19 protein-coding genes and 2 tRNA genes are annotated in these 19,072 nt (G+C 63.7%); 7 read left to right on the top strand and 14 right to left on the bottom strand.

Translation table 11 applies throughout. From position 1 onward, the window contains the following. Nucleotides 1-99 precede the first annotated feature (99 nt). A complete protein-coding gene (locus MMAR10_RS16060) occupies nt 100-1,203 on the top strand; it encodes a serine hydrolase domain-containing protein (RefSeq protein ID WP_011642953.1) in 1,104 nt (367 codons plus the stop codon). 35 nt (nt 1,204-1,238) lie between these two features. Here MMAR10_RS16060 and MMAR10_RS05250 read toward each other — a convergent pair whose 3' ends face one another. Further along, nucleotides 1,239-1,988, bottom strand: a complete 750-nt coding sequence (locus MMAR10_RS05250; RefSeq protein WP_011642952.1) for an RNA methyltransferase — start codon at nt 1,986-1,988, stop codon at nt 1,239-1,241. 109 nt (nt 1,989-2,097) lie between these two features. Between MMAR10_RS05250 and MMAR10_RS05245 the strand changes: the two genes are divergently transcribed. Both MMAR10_RS05245 and MMAR10_RS05240 read left to right on the top strand, forming a co-directional pair. Continuing rightward, entirely contained in the window at nt 2,098-3,321 is a 1,224-nt protein-coding gene (locus MMAR10_RS05245; protein ID WP_041636819.1) for an NADP-dependent isocitrate dehydrogenase, read from the top strand. Nucleotides 3,322-3,553: 232 nt separating this feature from the next. After that, nucleotides 3,554-3,937: an STAS/SEC14 domain-containing protein gene (locus tag MMAR10_RS05240; protein ID WP_011642950.1), complete on the top strand. Its 384-nt coding sequence runs from the start codon at nt 3,554-3,556 to the stop codon at nt 3,935-3,937. Here MMAR10_RS05240 and MMAR10_RS05235 read toward each other — a convergent pair. From MMAR10_RS05235 to recA, 4 genes are all read right to left on the bottom strand, one after another. Continuing rightward, entirely contained in the window at nt 3,934-4,380 is a 447-nt protein-coding gene (locus MMAR10_RS05235) for a YybH family protein (protein WP_011642949.1), read from the bottom strand. The two genes, MMAR10_RS05240 and MMAR10_RS05235, sit on opposite strands and share 4 nt — an antisense overlap. Beyond that, a complete protein-coding gene (gene alaS / locus MMAR10_RS05230) occupies nt 4,380-7,034 on the bottom strand; it encodes an alanine--tRNA ligase (RefSeq protein WP_011642948.1) in 2,655 nt (884 codons plus the stop codon). The genes MMAR10_RS05235 and alaS overlap by 1 nt, the downstream gene beginning before the upstream one ends. A gap of 244 nt (nt 7,035-7,278) precedes the next feature. Next, nucleotides 7,279-7,608 (bottom strand): hypothetical protein, encoded by a 330-nt coding sequence (locus MMAR10_RS05225; protein WP_011642947.1) that lies wholly within the window; start codon nt 7,606-7,608, stop codon nt 7,279-7,281. Nucleotides 7,609-7,677: 69 nt separating this feature from the next. Then, nucleotides 7,678-8,757, bottom strand: a complete 1,080-nt coding sequence (recA, locus tag MMAR10_RS05220) for a recombinase RecA (RefSeq protein WP_011642946.1) — start codon at nt 8,755-8,757, stop codon at nt 7,678-7,680. Between the two features lie 173 nt (nt 8,758-8,930). On the opposite strand from recA, the gene mltF reads away from it, so the two are divergent. Further along, nucleotides 8,931-10,334 carry a membrane-bound lytic murein transglycosylase MltF gene (gene mltF, locus MMAR10_RS05215; RefSeq protein WP_011642945.1) on the top strand — a complete coding sequence of 468 codons (1,404 nt, stop codon included), beginning with the start codon at nt 8,931-8,933 and terminating at the stop codon, nt 10,332-10,334. 117 nt (nt 10,335-10,451) lie between these two features. On the opposite strand, the gene MMAR10_RS05210 is transcribed toward mltF, so the two are convergent. From MMAR10_RS05210 to MMAR10_RS05200, 3 genes are all read right to left on the bottom strand, one after another. Continuing rightward, complete coding sequence (locus MMAR10_RS05210; protein ID WP_011642944.1) at nt 10,452-11,045, bottom strand: DUF2497 domain-containing protein; 594 nt, start codon at nt 11,043-11,045, stop codon at nt 10,452-10,454. A gap of 156 nt (nt 11,046-11,201) precedes the next feature. Continuing rightward, nucleotides 11,202-12,590 carry a TolC family outer membrane protein gene (locus MMAR10_RS05205; RefSeq protein ID WP_011642943.1) on the bottom strand — a complete coding sequence of 463 codons (1,389 nt, stop codon included), beginning with the start codon at nt 12,588-12,590 and terminating at the stop codon, nt 11,202-11,204. A gap of 272 nt (nt 12,591-12,862) precedes the next feature. Beyond that, the gene (locus MMAR10_RS05200; RefSeq protein WP_011642942.1) at nt 12,863-13,516 is read right to left on the bottom strand and encodes a protein-L-isoaspartate O-methyltransferase family protein; all 654 of its coding nucleotides are present in this window, start codon (nt 13,514-13,516) and stop codon (nt 12,863-12,865) included. Nucleotides 13,517-13,726: 210 nt separating this feature from the next. Between MMAR10_RS05200 and MMAR10_RS05195 the strand changes: the two genes are divergently transcribed. Further along, nucleotides 13,727-13,800 (top strand) — tRNA-Cys (locus MMAR10_RS05195). A gap of 38 nt (nt 13,801-13,838) precedes the next feature. Here MMAR10_RS05195 and MMAR10_RS05190 read toward each other — a convergent pair. Then, nucleotides 13,839-14,528 (bottom strand): SDR family NAD(P)-dependent oxidoreductase, encoded by a 690-nt coding sequence (locus tag MMAR10_RS05190; protein ID WP_011642941.1) that lies wholly within the window; start codon nt 14,526-14,528, stop codon nt 13,839-13,841. Nucleotides 14,529-14,615: 87 nt separating this feature from the next. Between MMAR10_RS05190 and MMAR10_RS05185 the strand changes: the two genes are divergently transcribed. Beyond that, nucleotides 14,616-16,136 carry a cryptochrome/photolyase family protein gene (locus MMAR10_RS05185; RefSeq protein WP_233353871.1) on the top strand — a complete coding sequence of 507 codons (1,521 nt, stop codon included), beginning with the start codon at nt 14,616-14,618 and terminating at the stop codon, nt 16,134-16,136. A gap of 25 nt (nt 16,137-16,161) precedes the next feature. On the opposite strand, the gene MMAR10_RS16655 is transcribed toward MMAR10_RS05185, so the two are convergent. Together MMAR10_RS16655 and MMAR10_RS05180 are read right to left on the bottom strand one after the other, a co-directional pair. Beyond that, nucleotides 16,162-16,302: a DUF2256 domain-containing protein gene (locus MMAR10_RS16655; RefSeq protein WP_011642939.1), complete on the bottom strand. Its 141-nt coding sequence runs from the start codon at nt 16,300-16,302 to the stop codon at nt 16,162-16,164. A 36-nt stretch (nt 16,303-16,338) separates the two neighbouring features. Continuing rightward, on the bottom strand, nt 16,339-16,689 hold the full coding sequence (locus MMAR10_RS05180) for a DUF962 domain-containing protein (RefSeq protein ID WP_011642938.1): 351 nt from the start codon (nt 16,687-16,689) through the stop codon (nt 16,339-16,341). Nucleotides 16,690-17,057: 368 nt separating this feature from the next. Between MMAR10_RS05180 and MMAR10_RS05175 the strand changes: the two genes are divergently transcribed. Continuing rightward, nucleotides 17,058-17,133 (top strand) — tRNA-Asn (locus tag MMAR10_RS05175). Nucleotides 17,134-17,205: 72 nt separating this feature from the next. On the opposite strand, the gene MMAR10_RS05170 is transcribed toward MMAR10_RS05175, so the two are convergent. Genes MMAR10_RS05170 through MMAR10_RS05160 form a run of 3 tightly spaced genes read right to left on the bottom strand, consistent with a single transcriptional unit; the run spans nt 17,206 to nt 19,018 of the window. Then, the gene (locus MMAR10_RS05170; RefSeq protein ID WP_011642937.1) at nt 17,206-17,919 is read right to left on the bottom strand and encodes a prephenate dehydrogenase; all 714 of its coding nucleotides are present in this window, start codon (nt 17,917-17,919) and stop codon (nt 17,206-17,208) included. Further along, nucleotides 17,919-18,302, bottom strand: a complete 384-nt coding sequence (locus MMAR10_RS05165) for a hypothetical protein (protein WP_011642936.1) — start codon at nt 18,300-18,302, stop codon at nt 17,919-17,921. Before MMAR10_RS05165 ends, MMAR10_RS05170 begins: the two co-directional genes overlap by 1 nt. 14 nt (nt 18,303-18,316) lie before the next feature. After that, on the bottom strand, nt 18,317-19,018 hold the full coding sequence (locus tag MMAR10_RS05160) for a hypothetical protein (protein WP_011642935.1): 702 nt from the start codon (nt 19,016-19,018) through the stop codon (nt 18,317-18,319). Nucleotides 19,019-19,072 lie beyond the last annotated feature (54 nt).

The raw sequence follows: 19,072 nt of genomic DNA, 5'->3' as shown, positions 1-19,072 counted from the left end.
CCGGATTTCGGCTTGCCCAAATTCTCGCGGTCTTGCGCCGGTGAACCGGACCTCTGGCGGACGCTTGTTTCGCCTCGCCGGCTATCCTACAGAAGCCGGATGCGACACCTGATATCCGGTCTCCTGGCCACACTCATTTCCACCGCCGCCTACGCGCAATCCGACCCCGAGACGGTCTTGCGGACGCGGATCGATGCTGCCATTGCCGACGAGCTTGCTCCCGGCCTATCCGCCAGCCTCCTGCTGCCCGACGGCACGCGGCTCGACCATCAGGCCGGCTTGGCGGATCGGCGCCACAATGCACCGGTCGAGCCGGAAACCCGCTTCCTGTCCGGCAGTGTCGGCAAGACGATCACCGCCCTGGTCGCGGTCCAGCTCGCCGAAGAAGGCGTGCTCGATCTCGACGCCCCGGTGGAAACCTGGTTGTCCGGACGGGACTGGTGGCCGGCACTGGCCAATCATGACGGGATGACGCTGCGCCACCTGCTCAATCACTCGGCCGGTGTGCCGGACTATCTGGAAGATCTCGACTTCTTCCTGGCCGGCCTGACACGCGGTCAACGCGGCTTCACGCCGGACGACACGGTCGGATTTGTTGCCGGCGACGGCGCCGAAGGTCCGCTCGGCCAGCATTTTTCCTATTCCGACACCGACTATATCCTGGTCGGCCTGGTCATCGAGGCAGCGACCGGCGAAACCTTCTACGCCCTCGCGCAGGACCGCATCATCGCCCCGCTCGGCCTGTCACGGACCGAGCCCCTGAGGGGCCGCGATTTTGCACGCCTCGCCAACGGCCATCGACGCGGCTGGTTTGGCCTTGCGCCGACCGCTCGCGATGGCCGCCTGTCGCAAAATCTCGACCATGAATGGACCGCCGGCGGCTGGGTGACCACGCCGCAGGACCTTGTCACCCTGTACAGCGCGCTCGGCGCTGGCGGCATGTTCGAGGCCGAGGGCCGCATCATGCGCGCGGACTACAACGCCTTCGAGCCAGGCGGACCTTCCGGCTATGGGCTCGGCATCTATGTCCGTGTCACTGGCGAAGGGCACTACCGCATCGCACATGGTGGCGATTTCGGCGGCTACCGCTCCGCGGTCCTCCATGACAGCGCCACCGGGCTCACTGTCGCCAGCCAGGGCAATGCGAAGAATTTCGAGGCGCCCGGCTTCAATTTCGAGCTCTGGCAGGCCCTGTCGCAATAGCGGGGCAAATCGCGGAGGAAGGCGTCCCTCCCCCGTCAATCCTCACGGACGATCCGCGCCTTGCCACGCCCCAGCGTCAGCGCTTTGACCGCTCCGCGGAAGGTGCGCACCTCTTGCTCTGTCCAGCGCCCACGGATGAAGGCATTGCGCAGGTTTTGCACCATGAGCGGGGTCTTGGACGGCGGGTGGAAGAAGCCGGCCCGCTCGAGCTCGGTTTCGAAATGCTCGAACATGCGTTCCAGGTCTTCGCGTTTGGCAACATCGGAGACCGGTTCGAACTCGGCCGGGGCGCCCTCGCCGGCGGTCCATTCATAGGCGATCACGGCGACGGCCTGGGCCAGGTTGAGCGAGGAGAAGGAACGGTCGACCGGCAGGGTAATGATGACATCGGCCATGTTGACCGCCTCATTGGGCAGGCCTGACTTTTCGCCGCCGAACATGACCGCGACCTTCTCGCCCGCCTCGATGGCCGCCTTCATGTCGCTGACCGCCTCGCGCGCCGTCATCACCGGCTTCTCCATCCCGCGCGGCCGCGCCGTGGTGGCGTAGAGCCGTGTGGTGTCGTGGATGGCGTCGCCGAGGCGGTATTCGACCCGGGCATTGCCCAGCACCGGCGAGCCGGCCGACATGGTCACCGCCTTGTCATTGGGCCAGCCATCGCGCGGGTCGACAACAACCAGTTCCGGCAGGCCGAAATTGCCCATAACGCGGGCCGCCGCGCCAATATTCTCGCCCAGCTGGGGCGTGTGGAGTATGAAAGCGGGCGTTGCAGAATTTTGCGTCATGGAACGGGGCCTTCACCTTGGCGCGCACCGGTGCTAGAGAGCGCGCAAATTATGTGTCCGCGCTGTCCTAGCGCGACTTCAGTCCGTCCGAAAAGAAATGAGAGCACCCATGGCGAAGATCAAAGTCGATACCCCGGTCGTCGAACTCGACGGCGATGAGATGACCCGCATCATCTGGCAGCTGATCAAGGACAAGCTGATCCTGCCCTATCTCGACATTGATCTGAAGTATTACGACCTCTCGGTCACCAAGCGTGACGAGACGGATGACCAGATCACCGTCGATGCCGCCGAGGCGATCAAGCATTATGGCGTCGGCGTGAAATGCGCCACGATCACGCCGGACGAAGCCCGCGTCGAGGAATTCGGCCTGAAGAAGATGTGGCGCTCTCCGAACGGCACCATCCGCAACATTCTCGGCGGCGTTGTCTTCCGCGAGCCGATCGTCATCTCCAACGTGCCGCGTCTGGTGCCGGGTTGGCAGCAGCCCATGGTCATCGGTCGTCACGCCTTTGGTGACCAGTATCGCGCCACCGATTTCCTGGTCGACCGTCCGGGCAAGCTGACCATGACCTTCGAGCCGTCCGACGGTTCCGATCCGGTCACCCGCGAAGTCTTCGACTTCCCGTCCCCGGGCGTTGCCATGGGCATGTATAATCTCGACGACTCGATCCGCGACTTCGCCCGCGCCTCGCTGAATTATGGCCTGCAGCGCGGCTGGCCGGTCTATCTCTCGACCAAGAACACGATCCTGAAAGCCTATGATGGCCGCTTCAAGGACCTGTTCGAGGAGATCTACCAGGCCGAGTTCAAGGACGCCTTCGCCGAGAAGGGCATCTCCTACGAACACCGCCTGATCGACGACATGGTCGCCGCCGCGATGAAATGGTCCGGCGGTTTCGTCTGGGCCTGCAAGAATTATGACGGCGACGTCCAGTCCGACACCGTCGCCCAGGGCTTCGGCTCGCTGGGCCTGATGACGTCCGTGCTGATGAGCCCCGATGGCTCGACGGTCGAAGCCGAAGCCGCCCACGGCACGGTGACCCGCCACTATCGCCAGCATCAGCGCGGCGAGCAGACCTCGACCAACTCCATCGCCTCCATCTTCGCCTGGACGCAGGGCCTTTCCCATCGCGGCCGCATGGATGGAAACCAGGACGTCATGGACTTCGCAGCCCTGCTGGAAGACACGATCATCAAGACGGTGGAAGCCGGCTTCATGACCAAGGACCTGGCCCTGCTGGTCGGCGAAAGCCAGGGCTGGCTGTCGACCGAAGGATTCCTCGACAAGGTCGATGAGCGCTTCAAGGCCGCCATGGCGGCTCGCGGCTGACTCAGCCAGACACGGCGATAATGAACAGGGCGGCTCCGATGGGGCCGCCCTTTTTCTTCCGGGCATGAGAGTCGACAACGCATGCGCGCGGGCCTTGGACAGATACCTTCGGGCGCGCCCGGAGGGATGCGTATTGAAACCTCTTGTCTCCCCGTGCCGGTCGCCCGATAGTGAGCGGACAGGCAGAATTGGCCCATCGGGCCGGTCCCTGGCCGCTTGAAGGGTGATAATTGTGGAATTCGAGTTCGAGCCGGAAAACCGGCTTTGCATCTACCGCATATCCGGGCAGGTCACGACCGACTTGCTGATGGCGACCTTTGCCCGCGCCAGAGCCCATGAGGGCTGGTCGGATCACTATGATTTCATGACTATTCTGACCCGGGCTTCCCTGTCGGCCATGCCTGGCCCCGCCATGACCGAGCTGCAGACCCGGATGGCCAAGGCCGACCCTGTCAAAAGCGGGCCGCGGCGCCGCGCTGCGATCGTCTGCAATGATGAATTGTCGCACGCCATGCTGGCCTTCTGGGAGGCAACGGCCGGCCAGAGGCTGACGACCGAGGAACGCGTCTTCGAAACAGAACGCGATGCCCGCGCCTGGCTCGCTGAAGCGCCCTAGGCCGCGCCGCCCTTGCGTTTCATGGTGACGAAGGTTTCCGCCTCGATCTGCCAGCTGCCCTCAACACACCGCCATTTGGCGAAATAGCGCCCTGTATAACGAATGGACAGGCCATCCGTGGACCAGGCACCTTTCCAGCGGCCGGTTTCGGCGGCCAGATGAGTGTCTTCGCAGACCTCGATCCGTAACGGCGTCCGGACATAGCTGACATCGGGCATCTGGCTGAAGATTGATGCCCAGGCGTCCAGTTGCGCCGCCCGGCCGGTGATCAGTTGCGCTTCGTCGCCGGGGACGAGAACCGCGTCCTCGGTTAGATGTGTGGCGATCACTTTCAGCGCCCTGCTCTCAAGCGCCGCATTGAAATCCGCCCGCGCGGCCGCAATGGCGCGCGCGGCAACCTTGTCTCCAAGCAGCTGGATATCGGATTTGGACGATCGGGCCATCAGCCCGCCAAGGCAGCGCGGATCGCCGCCAACCCGTCATTCGCCTTCGCCCCGTCCGGCCCGCCTGCCTGCGCAAAATCGGGCCGTCCACCGCCGCCCTTGCCGCCGACCGCCGCGGCGCCGGCCTTGACCAGGTCAACGGCGACGAAGCGGTCCTTGAGGTCATCGGTCACGCCGACCGCGAGAGCTGCCTTGCCATCATTGACGCCAATGAAGGCCGCCACGCCGGAGCCCATCTGGGCCTTGGCCTCGTCGATCAAACCGCGCAAATCCTTGCCGCCAACACCCTCGACCACGCGGCCGATGAAGTTGACGCCATTGATGGTTTCCGGTCCGGCCGGAGCGCCGGACGCCCCGCCGCCCATGGCCAGTTGTTTCTTCGCTTCGGCCAGCTGGCGCTCGAGCTTCCTGCGTTCGTCCACCAGGGCCGCGACGCGGGTCGCGAGATCAGAGGGCGGGGTTTTCAGCGCATCCGCCGCCGCACGGCCAAAGCCGATCTGCTCATCCATGTAGAGGCGCGCGCCCTCACCGGTCATTGCCTCGATGCGGCGGATACCGGACGAAACGGCGGTCTCGGCAATGATCTTGAACAGGGCAATATCACCTGTCCGTTCGACATGGGTGCCACCGCACAACTCCACCGAATAGGGTGTGGCATGGTCTGCCAGCCCCTGCCCCATGGCCAGCACACGGACGGTGTCGCCATACTTCTCACCGAACAGCGCCAGCGCGCCCGCCTCGATGGCAGCGTCCGGCGTCATTTCCCGGGTCGAGACCGGCACATTCTGACGGATAACGGCGTTGACCTGAGCTTCGATCGCGGCGATCTGATCAGCGCTGACAGACTTGTTGTGCGAGAAGTCAAAGCGCAGCCGGTCCGGCCCGACATGCGAGCCTTTCTGGGTCACATGAGCGCCAAGAACATCGCGCAAAGCGGCATGTGCCAGATGGGTCGCCGAATGATTGGCCCGGATCGCGGCGCGGCGCGGAGCGTCTGCATCAAGTGCGGCCACGTCACCCAGGGTTATCTCGCCCTTGGTCAGCACGCCGATATGGGCATGCATGTCGCCGCCGCGCTTTTGCGTGTCCTCAACTGTGAAGACGGCCCCGTCAACAAAGCGGATTTCGCCGGTATCGCCGCATTGACCGCCGCTCTCGCCATAAAACGGCGTCTCGTCAAAAACGAGCTCGGCCCGCTGGCCGCTACCCAGAGCCTTGGCTTCCTGGCCGCCAGACACGATCGCTGTGAGGCGGCCCTTGCCGCCGGTGCCGGCATAGCCGGTGAATGCTGTGGCGCCGACCTTGTCTCGCACGGCGAACCAGACTGCGTCGGGTGCGGCATCACCGGACGAAAACTTGCTGGCCCGGGCATCGGCGCGTTGCTTGTCCATCGCCGAATTGAAACCGGCCTCATCTACTGTCATGCCCTTGGCGCGCAAGGCGTCCTGGGTCAGGTCCAGCGGGAATCCGTAAGTGTCATAGAGTTTGAAGGCGGTCGCCCCGGCAAGGGCGTCACCTTCGCCCATGTCGGCGGTTGCCTCCTCGAGAAGGGAGAGGCCGCGGCCGAGCGTGCGCTGGAAGCGTTCTTCTTCCACCTGAAGCGTCTCTTCGAGCAGGGCCTGGGCGCGCTCGAGCTCGGGATAGGCATCGCCCATTTCCGACTTGAGCGCATCGACCAGCTTCCACATGACCGGCTCGCCGGCGCCCAGCAAATGGGCGTGCCGCATGGCCCGGCGCATGATCCGGCGCAGCACATAACCACGCCCCTCATTGGACGGCGTCACGCCATCCGCCATCAAAAAACAGGTCGAGCGCAAATGGTCGGCGATGACCCTGTGGCTGGCCAGGGCGTCACCTTCCGCTTTCACGCCCAGCACGGATTCACCGGCGGCAATCAGATTGCGGAAAAGGTCGGTTTCGTAATTATTGTGCTTGCCCTGCAGAATGGCCGAGATGCGCTCCAACCCCATGCCGGTGTCGATCGAGGGCTTGGGCAGATTGATGCGCTCATCCGGACCCAGCTGCTCATACTGCATGAAGACGAGGTTCCAGATTTCAATGAAACGGTCACCATCCTCGTCTGGCGAACCGGGAGGCCCGCCGGCGATTGATGGACCATGATCAAAGAAGATTTCCGAACACGGTCCGCACGGGCCGGTATCGCCCATCGACCAAAAATTGTCTGATGTGGAAATGCCGATGATACGGTCGTCTGTCAGACCCGCGATCTTGCGCCAGAGGGCCCGCGCCTGTTCGTCTTCGGCATAGACGGTGACCAGAAGTTTTTCTGCTGGCAGGCCGAATTCACCGGTGACCAGATTCCAGGCATGGCTTATCGCCTCCTCCTTGAAATAATCACCGAAGGAGAAATTCCCGAGCATTTCAAAGAAAGTGTGATGGCGCGCCGTGTAGCCGACATTGTCGAGATCATTGTGCTTGCCGCCGGCACGCACGCATTTCTGCGACGAGGTGGCCCGAAGAGAGGCGCGCTTTTCCTGGCCGGTAAATGAGTTCTTGAACGGGACCATGCCGGCATTCACGAACAACAGCGTCGGATCATCCTGCGGGACCAGGGGCGCTGATGGCACAACCTCGTGCTCGTGCTTGGCGAAATAGTCGAGGAAGGTGGCACGGATGTCGCGCAGGCTGGCCATGATGTCCGATCCCGTCGGCTGGGGTGTCGCGCGCCGGCCCGAAGGACTGGCACAAACCGGTTTCTGTAGACTGACATATAGAAACGGGTGCCCGGCCTAGCCAAGCACCCGTTCACAATCAAGCTGCGATTCTTCGACAGGTGCGGCGGACGAGCAAGCCGCTGCCGCTAAGATCCTGGCCGGCGCACCTCGACCTTGGCCTGCCCGGCACACCTCAACCCTGGCCTGGCCTGCCCGGCACACCTCAACCCTGGAGAAGCCGACCCAATTCGATCACTGCCCAGACGACAAGCATCAAGGCCAGAGGCAGGACCAAGGACACCATCAGAAAGCCGACCACGCCCTGTGCCAAGAAACGAGCCCAGCTCTGGCCTGCGGGTTTGAGCGAATTCAGCCAAAAGCCCGCCAATACCACCCAGCTCGCCATTGAAACCAGGGCCAGCATGGCGCCCCCGACAGGCCCCAGGATTCCAAACACCATGTCCGCCAGGAATAGCGCCAGTGAGACAAGAGCAATAAGAGCCACATTCTGGCGAAGGGCCGAATTGCCGGACATGTGTGGGTGCCGGTCCATGAATGAGCCTCTTCACCGCACACATAGTCCCGCAAGTCAGCGCTTGAACAGCCTTGGATCGTATCGAACCTAGCCGGCGACTGCGTCGTCCTCGGCAAGGTCCGGGCCGGTCAGCATTTCATCGGCAATCAGGCCCGCATTGGAGCGAACCCTCGCTTCGATATCGGCTGCGATATCGCCATGCTCCAGCAGGAATTGGCGAGCATTCTCCCGGCCCTGGCCGATCCGCTCGGAATTGTAGGAATACCAGGAACCGGACTTCTCGATCACATCACCCTTGACGCCAAGGTCGATGAGCTCGCCCATCTTGGAGATACCCTCACCATAGAGGATATCGAACTCAACCTCCCGGAAGGGCGGGGCGACCTTGTTCTTGACCACCTTGACCCGGGTCTGGTTGCCGATCACCTCGTCGCGATTCTTGATGGCGCCAATGCGCCGGATGTCGAGACGGACCGAGGAATAGAATTTCAGCGCATTGCCGCCCGTGGTGGTTTCCGGCGAACCGAACATCACGCCGATCTTCATGCGGATCTGGTTGATGAAGATGACCAGGCATTTCGACTTCGAGATCGAGCCGGTCAGCTTGCGCAGCGCCTGGCTCATCAAGCGGGCCTGCAGACCAGGCAGGCTGTCACCCATCTCGCCTTCCAGCTCGGCGCGGGGCGTCAGGGCTGCCACCGAGTCGATCACCAGGATATCAATGGCACCGGAGCGAACGAGCGTATCGGCAATTTCGAGAGCCTGCTCACCCGTATCCGGCTGGGAAATCAGGAGTTCGCCGAGATCAACACCCAGCTTGCCGGCATAGACCGGGTCGAGCGCGTGCTCGGCATCCACGAAGGCCGCCACGCCGCCCGCCTTCTGGGCCTCTGCGACCGTGTGCAGGGCGAGAGTCGTCTTGCCAGAGCTTTCCGGGCCATAAATTTCGATGATCCGCCCCTTGGGCAGACCGCCAATTCCCAGCGCGATATCGAGGCCAAGCGAACCGGTGGAGATCGTTTCGATCTCCATGGCCGGCTTCTGGCCAAGCTTCATGACCGAACCCTTGCCGAAGGCCTTGTCGATCTGGCTCAGCGCCGCCTCGATCGCCTTTTCCTTGTCCATGTTCTTTTCGTTCTTCACGAGTCGAATCGCGCCCTTACTCATAGCCTTCATCCCTTATTTCACGCCCCTCAGGTCCGGGCAACTGACTGCTGATGTACCAATTTTGTTCCGGGAACACAAGCGGAACATTTATGGTTAACAAAACGGAACAAAAACCGATCGGTACCGAAGTCCGATGATTTGTGTTTCCGGCATTCTCCCACTAATTTGGTCTGATGACGCAAACCCTGCGGGCGCTGGTCGCCACTTTGAAAACCTGGCCATCGAGGGCCGTATCCCTGCTCTTGCTGGCGCTGGCCCTGCCGGTTGGCTGTTCCGAACCGCCCCCGCCTGTGCGGGATCCCGACACTCTTGCGACGATTCGCGAGCGCGGCGAGCTGGTTGTCCTCACCCTGGCCGGCCCGACCAGCCTGATCGAGAATGAGGACGGACCGCCATCGGGTTATGAAGTCGACCTTGCCAACGCGTTCGCTGCCAGCCTGGGGGTCACGGCCCGGTTCGAGGTCGCCGCCTCCCTGCCGGACCTGTTCGACGCGCTGGCGGCGGGCGACGGGCATGTCGCGGCGGCCGGCCTCACCCTGACGCCGGAACGGTCGGAGAGACTGGCTTTTTCACCCGTCTACAAATCGGTCACCGAACAGCTGGTCTGCCGCCGCGGCGGGGTCAACCCGACCCGTCTCGAGCGCCTGCCGGATGCTGACATCGTCGTGCTGGAAGGGTCCAGCTATGAGGAGACGCTGCGCGCGATCGGCGTGACTCATACGGCCCTGCGGTGGCGGACACGACCGGGCGGGTCGGCCATGCCCCTGCTGGAGGCTGTCGATGACGGGCAAGCCGACTGCACGATCGCGGACAGCCATCTCGCCGATTTCGCCCGGCGCCGCCATCCCGAACTCATCGTGGCCCGGAACCTGACCGGTGAGCAGCCGCTGGCCTGGGCCTATGACGCCCGCATTGACGGGCTGGGAGAGGCCCTGTCGGCCTGGTTTGCCACGGCCCATGCGGACGGGCTGCTGGAAGCGCTCGACGAGACCTGGTTCGGTCGCTTCGGGGATTATGACTATGTCGACGTCGCCCGCTTCGTGCGCCGGGTCGAGAACCGGCTGCCACGATATCGGCGACTGTTCGAGGCGGCCGCGGACGAGCTGCCGTTTGAGTGGGAATTGCTCGCCGCCCAAGCCTATCAGGAATCACACTGGGACCCGGATGCGGTCAGCGCCACGGGCGTGCGCGGCCTGATGATGCTGACGCTGTCGACGGCCGAGCGGGTAGGCATTGATGACCGCACCGACCCGGAACAGAGCATCGTCGGAGGCGCCGCCTATCTGGATGACCTCTACGAGCGCGTGCCCGACAGTGTGACCGGTCCCGACCGGCTGTGGTTCGCCCTAGCGGCCTACAATGTCGGGATGGGCCACATGTATGACGCCCGGCGCCTGGCGGAGCGGCTGGGCCGCGACAAGGACAGCTGGGACGACCTCGCTGAAATCCTGCCCCTGCTATCCGACCCGGCCCATTATTCAACGCTGCGTTATGGCTATGCGCGCGGCCATGAGCCGGTGCGCTATGTCGCCAAAATCCGGGAATACCGTGCCCTGCTCGCCGCCCAGGACCTGTAGCCCCAATCGACCAGTGCGGGCGCGGACGACCGAAATCCCGTCATCCGGAGCAACGCACAAAAAAGGGCGCCCCCGTCAGGAGGCGCCCTTTCTGGATGTTCTGCGTGGCCGAACGTCCTAGCGGCGGCGGCGGGCCACCCGGTCGATCTCGGCCTGGACCTTTTCGTCGACGATCGACGGCAGGTTCGAGTCGAGCCATTCCTTCAACATCGGACGCAGCAGGGCGCGAACCACACCTTCCAGCGTGCGGCCTTCCTCGTCGGAGATCCGGATGTTTTCGGCCAGCGTGTGGAAGGAGCCCATCGCGGCAGCCGCAGCCGGCTCGCTCATGATGCCGTCGGCGGTCTCATCAGCCAGAGCATCGAAATCGATCTCAGGCTCTGGATCCGCCATGACCGGCTCGGGCTCCGGCTCTTCCTCTTCACGGTCGACGATCATCAGATCATCATCAACCGCCATCGGATCGGTGCCCTCATCGCTGGCATCGACAAGATCCGTCAGCTCCAGCACATCATCGCCGCCTGCATCCGCAATCGGCTCGTCGAACATGGCGTCGACATCGTCCTGGCTTTTCGGTTCATCGTCGACGGGCGCCGCTTCGGCCTCAGCCTCGGCTTCCGCTGGCGCATCCTCGTCGTCTTCATTGATGATGCGGCGGATCGAGGAGAGGATCTCCTCCATCGACGGTTCGTTTTCAGCGGCATCGGCCATGAGCGCCCAATTCCTTGTCTTCGGTCAGCGTCTGCAGTGTGTCACTGCAGCCCGGATCCATGATCGGCCACGTTTCACTGCCTGCGGCAGCTTCCCGTGTAACGCGAATAAACCGGGCCGGAACTCGCCTGTCCAGCCCGTGACTCTGCGAAAACCCTAGTCCCAGGGCGTTAAGTCAAGGTTAGGGAAACGCGATTCGCGAGAATCGGCCGCTGCGGCATCATAGATATCCACATTCAGACCCAGCTGTTCGGCGGATGCCAGGCCCATCGCCTGCAACAGAAGATAGCCTGCCACAAAGCTGTCGCGCTCGGCGGTGACAAAGGTCAGACGCGATTCCAGCAATTCCTGCTCGGCATTGAGGACGTCCAGCGTGGTGCGGATGCCGACAAAGGCCTCCTGCTGCACGCCGTCCAGGGCGATTTCGTTGGCAACCACGGCCTGCCGGCTCGACTCGATCACAGCGAGCGACGTGACATAGCCGTACCAGGCATTGGTCACGGCCTCGGTGACCTGGCGGCGGGCTTCGCGGACCTGGTGACGGGCCTGCTCTTCCTGGGCCACAGCGGCGCGAATGCGCGAGCGGTTCAGTCCGCCGGTGAAAATCGGCACCGACACCTGCCCCATGATCGAGGCACTGTCGCGGACATCGCCGGAAAAGCTCGAATCACGCGCCGACGATGCCGATGCGGTCAGCGATACTTCCGGGCGCAAGGCACCACGGGCAATGCGGATAGCGTGCTGGGAGGCTTCCTCGCTATAGCGGGCCGCCAGCAATTGCGGGCTGTTGTCGAAAGCATATTCGGCCGCATCGGCGAGATTGTCCGGCAGGGCCGGCAAGGCTGGCGGCGCACTCAGGGAGGCCGCCGGCTGGCCGGTCACGCGCTCATAGGCCGCACGGCTGGCTGCCAGCTGCGCCTGGGCCGCAGACAATTGTGCCTGCGCCAGAGACAGCCGGGCCTCGGCCTGGGACACATCCGTCCGGGTGATCTCTCCGACTTCGAAACGATCCTGCGCGGCCCGCAATTGCTGGGCCAGCACTTCGACATTGTTCTGGCGAATCTCGACCACATTGCCGTCGCGGCGCACATCCATGAAGGTCGTCACGGCCTGGATCAGAACGGTCTGTTCCGTGGCCCGAAGCGATTCGCGGCCAGCCATGACCACGGCAGTCGCCTGATCAATGGCGCCATCAATCCGGCCGCCGCGATAGATCGGCTGGCTGGCTGATAGTCCGAAATTCTTCGGCGTGGCGTCCGATTCGAAGCTGTTGGTGGTATTGGTGATCGAGGAAAAGCTCTCGCCTTCCGAGTGAGACCGCGTGATCGAGGCCGAGGCCGAGACTGTCGGCAGACGTCCGGCTTGTGCCTGGATGCGGCCCTCATCTGTCGACCGCAAGCGGGCCCGCTCGGCCTGAAGCGTCGGATTGGAATTATAGGCCAGCGCCAAAGTCTCCTCCAGCGTCTGGGCCTGAACCGTACCCGCCAGCGCCAGTGCCGATGCACCTGCCGCCAGCACAAGCGCCAAACTCTTCAATCGCGACATTACAAACCCCTCTGGTCACGCCGGCCTCAAGCCACCGCCCTTCCGTCTCATACTAACGCGTCACGCCGCCCGATCCAGTGCTGACGGCGCGGCAGCCGAATTTCCGGCCACGCGCTTGCCACGCGTGCATATAGGCACTCCAACATTAAAAGTGAACACCGTTCACTCTGATATTTTTGTAACCTGGCTCGTGTTCTTGCGGCCGGCGACACTCCATCACAGGACATGACACGCGCAGCCAACCGAAATCCGTTGCCGGGCGGGTGTAAAAATCAGAGGACGAAACCGGCTTCCAGCTGGAAGCCCGGCAGCGGCGAGACATGGGCATCGAACACCACCCGCTCGCCAATTCCGGCTGCGGATCGCGTAAACACGGTCGCCTTGCCAACCGGCCCCTTGCGCACAACGGCGACCAAGCGTCCGCCCGGTGCCAGTTGATCGAGCCAGGCCTGCGGTACGGAATCAACTGCCCCATTGACGAAGATCACGTCATACGGCCCCTGCTTGGCCACACCCGCGGCCAGATCGCCCTCGATCACGACGGCATTGTCCGCGCCGACATCCGACAACAGGCCGGAGGCCCGTGACAGGCTGTCCTCATCGGATTCAAGACCGACGACTGTTCCCGCCATCCGCGCCAGGATCGCCGTGGAATAGCCCCGTGCACAGGCAATATCGAGGACCAGCTCATGCGGCTGGATGTCCGCTGCATGGACCAGTTTGGCAAAGTCCCGCGGGCGCATCAGCATGCGCGCATCGCCGACCTGGACCTGCCCGTCGGAATAGGCCGAAGCGCGCCGTGCTCGCGGCACGAAGAGGTGGCGCGGAATATCAAGGAAGGCAGCGATCAAACGCCGGTCGGTGACATCGGACGGCCGGATCTGACAATCCACCATCTGCTTGCGCGCGGTCTCGAATTCGCTCACGAGGCTCTCCCTGTCCAGGCCCGGTTCGGATAGTGCTGGCGCTGATATATCCCGGCATTGCGCGCCCCGGCAAGCATGCCACTGCGTGCGCGGCGAAATGCCCCTGGGGCCGCGGCTCCGGGATCGGAACATGCATGCCTGCCAATGAGGTGAGAAAGCCGGATTGCTCGCGCCGCGCGACAGCGCTATAGCTCCCGGCTCACCAAGCTTGGCACCGTGGCGGAGTGGTGACGCAGCGGATTGCAAATCCGTGTACCCCGGTTCGATTCCGGGCGGTGCCTCCAAGCCTTCTCCCCGACATGACCGGACCAACACCCGCGCGTTACCAGGCGATGGGTTCGCCCTTGTGGTCAAAGAAACCACCGCTATCCGCCTCCGACAGGCCGTCAATGACCGCCAATATGTCGGACGCGGCCTGGCTGGCCGGGCGCACGTCGAGGCCAGACTTCGAGAAGGGTCGGGACAGGGGGGTGTCGACGGTTCCGGGATGCAAGGCCACGCAGACAGCGTCCTTGCGCCGCCGCGCCAGTTCGATGGCGGCCCCTCGCACCAGCTGGTTCAGAGCCGCTTTCGAGGCGCGATAGCTGTGCCAGCCGCCCAGCCGGTTGTCCGCGATCGACCCGACCCGCGCCGACAGGGTGGCGAAGACGGCGCGGCCATCGCGGGGCAGGAGCGGCAGGATGTGCTGCATGACAATCGCCGGACCGATGGCATTGATCAGGAAGGCCTTGCCCATGTGCTCGGCGTTGAGGTCGCGCAAGCTGCGCTCGGGAGTAAAGTGCCCGTCATGCAGGAAACCGGTCGCGTCGATGACCAGGCGAATCTCACCGGGCTGTGCGGCCAGCCAGCTCGCCGCTCGCTCGATCGATGCGAGGTCGGTGAAATCGATCGGCGGCTCTGATTGGCGGGACAGGTTGATCACCCGGTCCGCGTGGTCCTGCTGTTCGAGGGCGTCGACCAGCGCCGCGCCAATGCCACCCTGTCCTCCGATCACCACTGCCAATTGCGTCATCGTCCTGACCTCGCGTCCTGCCATTCAAACTGGTCTGTCCTGGCCTGTCCTACGTAGTCCGACCGGGACTGGATGAAGGAATGTGTGATGACCGACCTGGTATTGGTGCTGGGCGACCAGCTGAGCCCCGACCTCGCGAGCCTGCGCCAGACCGCGCCGGGCGAGGCCGATATCCTGATGGTCGAGGCGATCAGCGAAACAGGCTATGTCTGGCATCACCGCAAGAAGATCGCCCTGGTCCTCTCCGCCATGCGCCATTTCGCGGCCGAACTGGAAGCGACGGGACGGCGGGTGGTCTATCACCGGCTCGACCAGGCCAGGCCCTGCACCAGTTTCACCGACGCGGTCGAGCGGGCGCTGGCGGAGGGGGCGTACAAGCGCATCATCCTGACCGAATCGGGCGAATGGCGGCTGCGCAAGGAGTTCGAGGGCTGGCGGGACCGTTTCGATGTGCCTGTCGTGATCGTTGAGGACGACCGCTTCATCTGCAGCCATGACCGCTTCCACCGCTGGGCCGAGGGGCGCAAGCAATTGCGGATGGAGTATTTCTACCGCGAGATGCGCCGCGAGACCGACCTGCTCATGGACGGCGACAAGCCGGCCGGCGGGCGCTGGAATTATGACGCCGACAACCGCAAGCCAGCCGATGCCGACTTGTTCATGCCGCGCCCGCACGCCGTCGAGCCGGACGCGGTGACACAGTCGGTGATCGCCCTTGTAGCATCACGCTTTCCTGACGGGTTCGGCGATATCGAGCCGTTTCGCTTCGCCGTGACGCGGGTCGGGGCCGAGGCGGCGCTGGATCATTTCATCGACACCGCCCTCGCCGATTTCGGCCACTATCAGGACGCCATGCTGGCCGGCGAAGCCTTCCTCTATCACTCGCTGCTGTCGGCCTACATCAATATCGGCCTGCTCGACCCGCTTGCCGTCTGTCATCGTGTCGAAGCGGCGTGGCGCGCCGGCAGGGCGCCGCTGAACGCGGCCGAAGGCTTCATCCGCCAGATCATCGGCTGGCGCGAATATGTGCGCGGCATCTATTGGCGCGAAGGACCGGACTATGTCCGCCGCAACGCCCTGAAGGCGACACGCCCCCTGCCCGAATTCTACTGGACCGGCGAGACCGACATGGCCTGCCTCGCCGCCACGATCGACCAGACCCGGCGCGAGGCTTATGCCCACCATATCCAGCGCCTGATGGTGACCGGCACCTTTGCCATGATCGCCGGGATTGATCCGCACGCCGTGCACGAATGGTATCTCGCCGTCTATATCGATGCGTTTGAATGGGTCGAGGCGCCCAATGTGATCGGCATGTCGCAATTCGCCGATGGCGGCTTGCTGGCCTCCAAGCCCTACGCCGCCAGCGGCGCCTATATCGACCGCATGTCGGACTACTGTTCCGGCTGTCGTTTCAATGTGAAGGACAAGACCGGGCCAGACAGCTGCCCGTTCAATTCACTCTATTGGGACTTCCTCGACCGCAATGCCGATACCTTGCGCGGCAATCCGCGGCTCGGACCGGTCTATCGCAACTGGGACCGGATGAGCGACGACAAACGCCAGGCCTATCGCGACCGGGCCCGCGACGTGCTCGACACACTCTAGCCCACTCCCTCACTCGCGCACACGCTCAGCGCGCCCGGCGACACCGCTGCGAGCAATATTTCACCTCATCCCAGACCAAAGCCCATTTGCGGCGCCACTCGAAAGGGCGTCCGCAAGCGGCGCAGGCTTTGGCAGGCTTTGGTGTTCGCTTGGACTGGCGGCTCATCAGGCCAGAGATAGGACCCGGCGCGGCGCGGGAAAGTCAGGCCTCGTCGGCCTGGCGTCCGGTTGGCACCCCGGCCTTGTCGAGCTCGGCGTCCAGCCGGCCGGTCAGGAAACAGCCATACATGCGATAATCGGCGACCAGCGACCACAACGGGTAGGTGAAGGTCGCCGGCTTGTTGTGCTCGACGAAGGCGTGACTGACCCAGGCGAAAAAATAGCCCGACACCGGGACGGCTGCCAAAAGCCACCAGGTCTGTGTCACCAGCGCGTAGATCAACACCGCAATGGCGAGCGTCGAACCGACAAAATGCCAGGTGCGGGTCCAGGGCTTGGCATGTTCGCGCAGATAAAAGGGCCAGAAGGACTGGAATGTGGCGTGCTCGCGCATGGTCATCTCCGGTGATTCGCCCGCCCGATGCCCGGACTGGCAGTTCGCAAAGCCCCGACCGGGCCGGATCATGGTGAATGAATCATCTCGACTTATCCACGCATTTCCATGAATCCATTAGGAATTCAGCAATGACGATAAACCAAATGCCTAATTTGGCCGCCGACATTAACCCGCCCTTAAGGGTTCAGGCCCGATTTTAAGCCCGTCTTCCCGTGAAGACACCCCACCATCCACCCAATGCCTTTTCGGGAGCCCTCGCGGCTCCCGATTTTTTTTGCACACAGTTTACGCCATTTGCGCAGCAGGGTGCTTGCGCCCGGAGCAAAAGCTCTGATAAAAGCCGGGCCTCGCTTGAGAGACGGTATTCCTCGGTAGCTCAGTTGGTAGAGCAGGTGACTGTTAATCACCGGGTCGGCGGTTCGAGCCCGTCCCGGGGAGCCACTCTCGAGAGACACCCCTGAAAAGGGGTCGACAAGCCCGCCGCAAGGCGGGCTTTTTCGTGGCTGAAACGCCCTACTCCAACCGTTCGTCCAAGGCGCGTGCCGCCCGGAAAAACCGTTCCCGCAATTCGCCGGCATGGGGATTGTGACGCTCGATCGCCCGGAACAGCTCGTCGCTGTCACCGGCGACCAGGTCGGCCGCCTGTTTGAGAAGATCATAACTGCGCGTCGTATAGGGCGCGGCAGGCAGGTCGAGATCGGTAATGACCTTGGAGACCAGATGGGTCAGCGCCTGCACGCTGGCCATGGTGCGGTCATGCGTATCGGCGTCGGAGATGTGGACGTCCAGACGCAGATCGTCACGCAGGAAGTCGGCGATGCAGGCCGGATCAACACCCGGTTCCGGACACAAGACGATGGACTGGCCGCCCAGCCCGTCTGCCGCACTCTGCGGGCCGAACAGCGGGTGGGTGCCCAGGATGCGCGTCCCGGCCGGCAGATGCGCCCGCATGGCGGCCATTGGCTTGAGCTTGACCGAGGCAACGTCAAGTACCAGCGCGCCTTCTGGCAGATGCGGCGCAATCTGCTGGCAGGCCTCCGCGATCAGTTGGACGGGCACTGCGAGAATGACAACGGGCCGCGATGCCGCCTCGGCGAGCGACACACAGGCCACACTGTCCAGCTCAGCGACCGCCGGGTCATGCGCCACCAGGTCGAGATGCGGTGAAAGATGGGTCGCTGCAAGCCGTCCAAACGCGCCCAGACCGATGAGGCCAACCGGCGGCATCAGTGGCGCGACTCGGGATCAGTGCGGATGGCAAGCGGTTCGAGATAGGCGAAATCACCGCTGCGGGGCGAGACGCGAAACTCGACCGTCGCCGCAGCCTCGCCGCGATGATCCGAGCAATGCACGGTGATCAAATAGACATCCCCCTGCCAGGCCTCGTCGAACACCAGCGGCGCGGCGCAATCATCGACCATGGCGATCGCGCTGGCGAGCGCTGCGGCAGAGCTCCCCTGACGCAGGACGGCGCGCATGTCCGGCAGGATCGGGTAACCCTCCGCATCAACGCCCGGATCAGCCATCGCCTCACCCGGCATGCCGGACTGGGCCATCGCTGAAGCGGCCAACACCACACCTGACGCCAATGCCACCAAAACCGTCTTCATGCCGGACTCCCTGACTATGCCCCGGGCAGTTGAGCCTGTTTCAGGCGCTCGCGATAGTCGGCGATCCGCCTGTCGATGCGGGGCACACCGCGCCAGACCCGATACAGCATGTAGATCGCCGAGCCGCTGACAATCCCGGCGGCAAAGCGGTAGATCACCACCAGCCAGGAAATCACGGCATTGTCCGGATTATTGCTGACCGGGGTCAGCCCCAGACGGAACACCTCGGGGATGTCCGCGAATGCGCCCCGGAAGACCTGGTCGGCGAGGAAGATGACGACATCGCCGACCGCTGCCACCGGCTCGCCCTCGCCGATCACGATCGGCGCTGCGTAATCCGGCAATAGCCAGTCATGTTGCCAGACGGTCATGAAAACGACGGCGCCGGGCAGGATCATCCCCAGCATCAGCAAAAGACCGAGCGCCCGCCAGACGCCGTGAACGACCTCATCGCGCCGCGCCTCGAACCAGTCGATGCGGCGCTGGATACTGGCCGGCTTTTTCGGCACCGGACCGGGCAGGCGCAGGTCGCTGTCCAACTCGGCGGCGCTGACGCTGCGCAGCAGGTTGAGTTGTCGCCGCGCAAACCACAGGCTGGCCCCGAAGACCAGAGCCAGCGCAATCCACGCATAAATGCGTTGCGCCCCGATTGAGGTCACGACAGTCCCGAAGCCGCTGGCCCGGAAAGCCTGCCAACCGTCCACGATCATGTCCATGAGACGCCCCCGCGCTGCTGCCGCCAGACTAAGCCGGCGGAGCGCAAAGACAAT

It is taken from the genome of Maricaulis maris MCS10 (genome assembly GCF_000014745.1).
GTDB classification, from domain to species: domain Bacteria; phylum Pseudomonadota; class Alphaproteobacteria; order Caulobacterales; family Maricaulaceae; genus Maricaulis; species Maricaulis maris_A.
The sequence above is the reverse complement of the archived record's forward strand: the minus strand, read 5'-3'. Positions and strand labels throughout refer to the sequence as shown.

Bases quoted from the DNA above. Each gene is read 5' to 3' on its own strand.
- MMAR10_RS16060 (WP_011642953.1), top strand. From the start codon at position 100: ATGCGACACCTGATATCCGGTCTCCTGGCCACACTCATTTCCACCGCC.
- MMAR10_RS05250 (WP_011642952.1), bottom strand. From the start codon at position 1,988: ATGACGCAAAATTCTGCAACGCCCGCTTTCATACTCCACACGCCCCAG.
- MMAR10_RS05245 (WP_041636819.1), top strand. From the start codon at position 2,098: ATGGCGAAGATCAAAGTCGATACCCCGGTCGTCGAACTCGACGGCGAT.
- MMAR10_RS05235 (WP_011642949.1), bottom strand. From the start codon at position 4,380: ATGGCCCGATCGTCCAAATCCGATATCCAGCTGCTTGGAGACAAGGTT.
- alaS (WP_011642948.1), bottom strand. From the start codon at position 7,034: ATGGCCAGCCTGCGCGACATCCGTGCCACCTTCCTCGACTATTTCGCC.
- MMAR10_RS05225 (WP_011642947.1), bottom strand. From the start codon at position 7,608: ATGGACCGGCACCCACACATGTCCGGCAATTCGGCCCTTCGCCAGAAT.
- recA (WP_011642946.1), bottom strand. From the start codon at position 8,757: ATGAGTAAGGGCGCGATTCGACTCGTGAAGAACGAAAAGAACATGGAC.
- mltF (WP_011642945.1), top strand. From the start codon at position 8,931: ATGACGCAAACCCTGCGGGCGCTGGTCGCCACTTTGAAAACCTGGCCA.
- MMAR10_RS05210 (WP_011642944.1), bottom strand. From the start codon at position 11,045: ATGGCCGATGCCGCTGAAAACGAACCGTCGATGGAGGAGATCCTCTCC.
- MMAR10_RS05205 (WP_011642943.1), bottom strand. From the start codon at position 12,590: ATGTCGCGATTGAAGAGTTTGGCGCTTGTGCTGGCGGCAGGTGCATCG.
- MMAR10_RS05190 (WP_011642941.1), bottom strand. From the start codon at position 14,528: ATGACGCAATTGGCAGTGGTGATCGGAGGACAGGGTGGCATTGGCGCG.
- MMAR10_RS05185 (WP_233353871.1), top strand. From the start codon at position 14,616: ATGACCGACCTGGTATTGGTGCTGGGCGACCAGCTGAGCCCCGACCTC.
- MMAR10_RS16655 (WP_011642939.1), bottom strand. From the start codon at position 16,302: ATGAGCCGCCAGTCCAAGCGAACACCAAAGCCTGCCAAAGCCTGCGCC.
- MMAR10_RS05180 (WP_011642938.1), bottom strand. From the start codon at position 16,689: ATGCGCGAGCACGCCACATTCCAGTCCTTCTGGCCCTTTTATCTGCGC.
- MMAR10_RS05170 (WP_011642937.1), bottom strand. From the start codon at position 17,919: ATGCCGCCGGTTGGCCTCATCGGTCTGGGCGCGTTTGGACGGCTTGCA.
- MMAR10_RS05165 (WP_011642936.1), bottom strand. From the start codon at position 18,302: ATGAAGACGGTTTTGGTGGCATTGGCGTCAGGTGTGGTGTTGGCCGCT.
- MMAR10_RS05160 (WP_011642935.1), bottom strand. From the start codon at position 19,018: ATGGACATGATCGTGGACGGTTGGCAGGCTTTCCGGGCCAGCGGCTTC.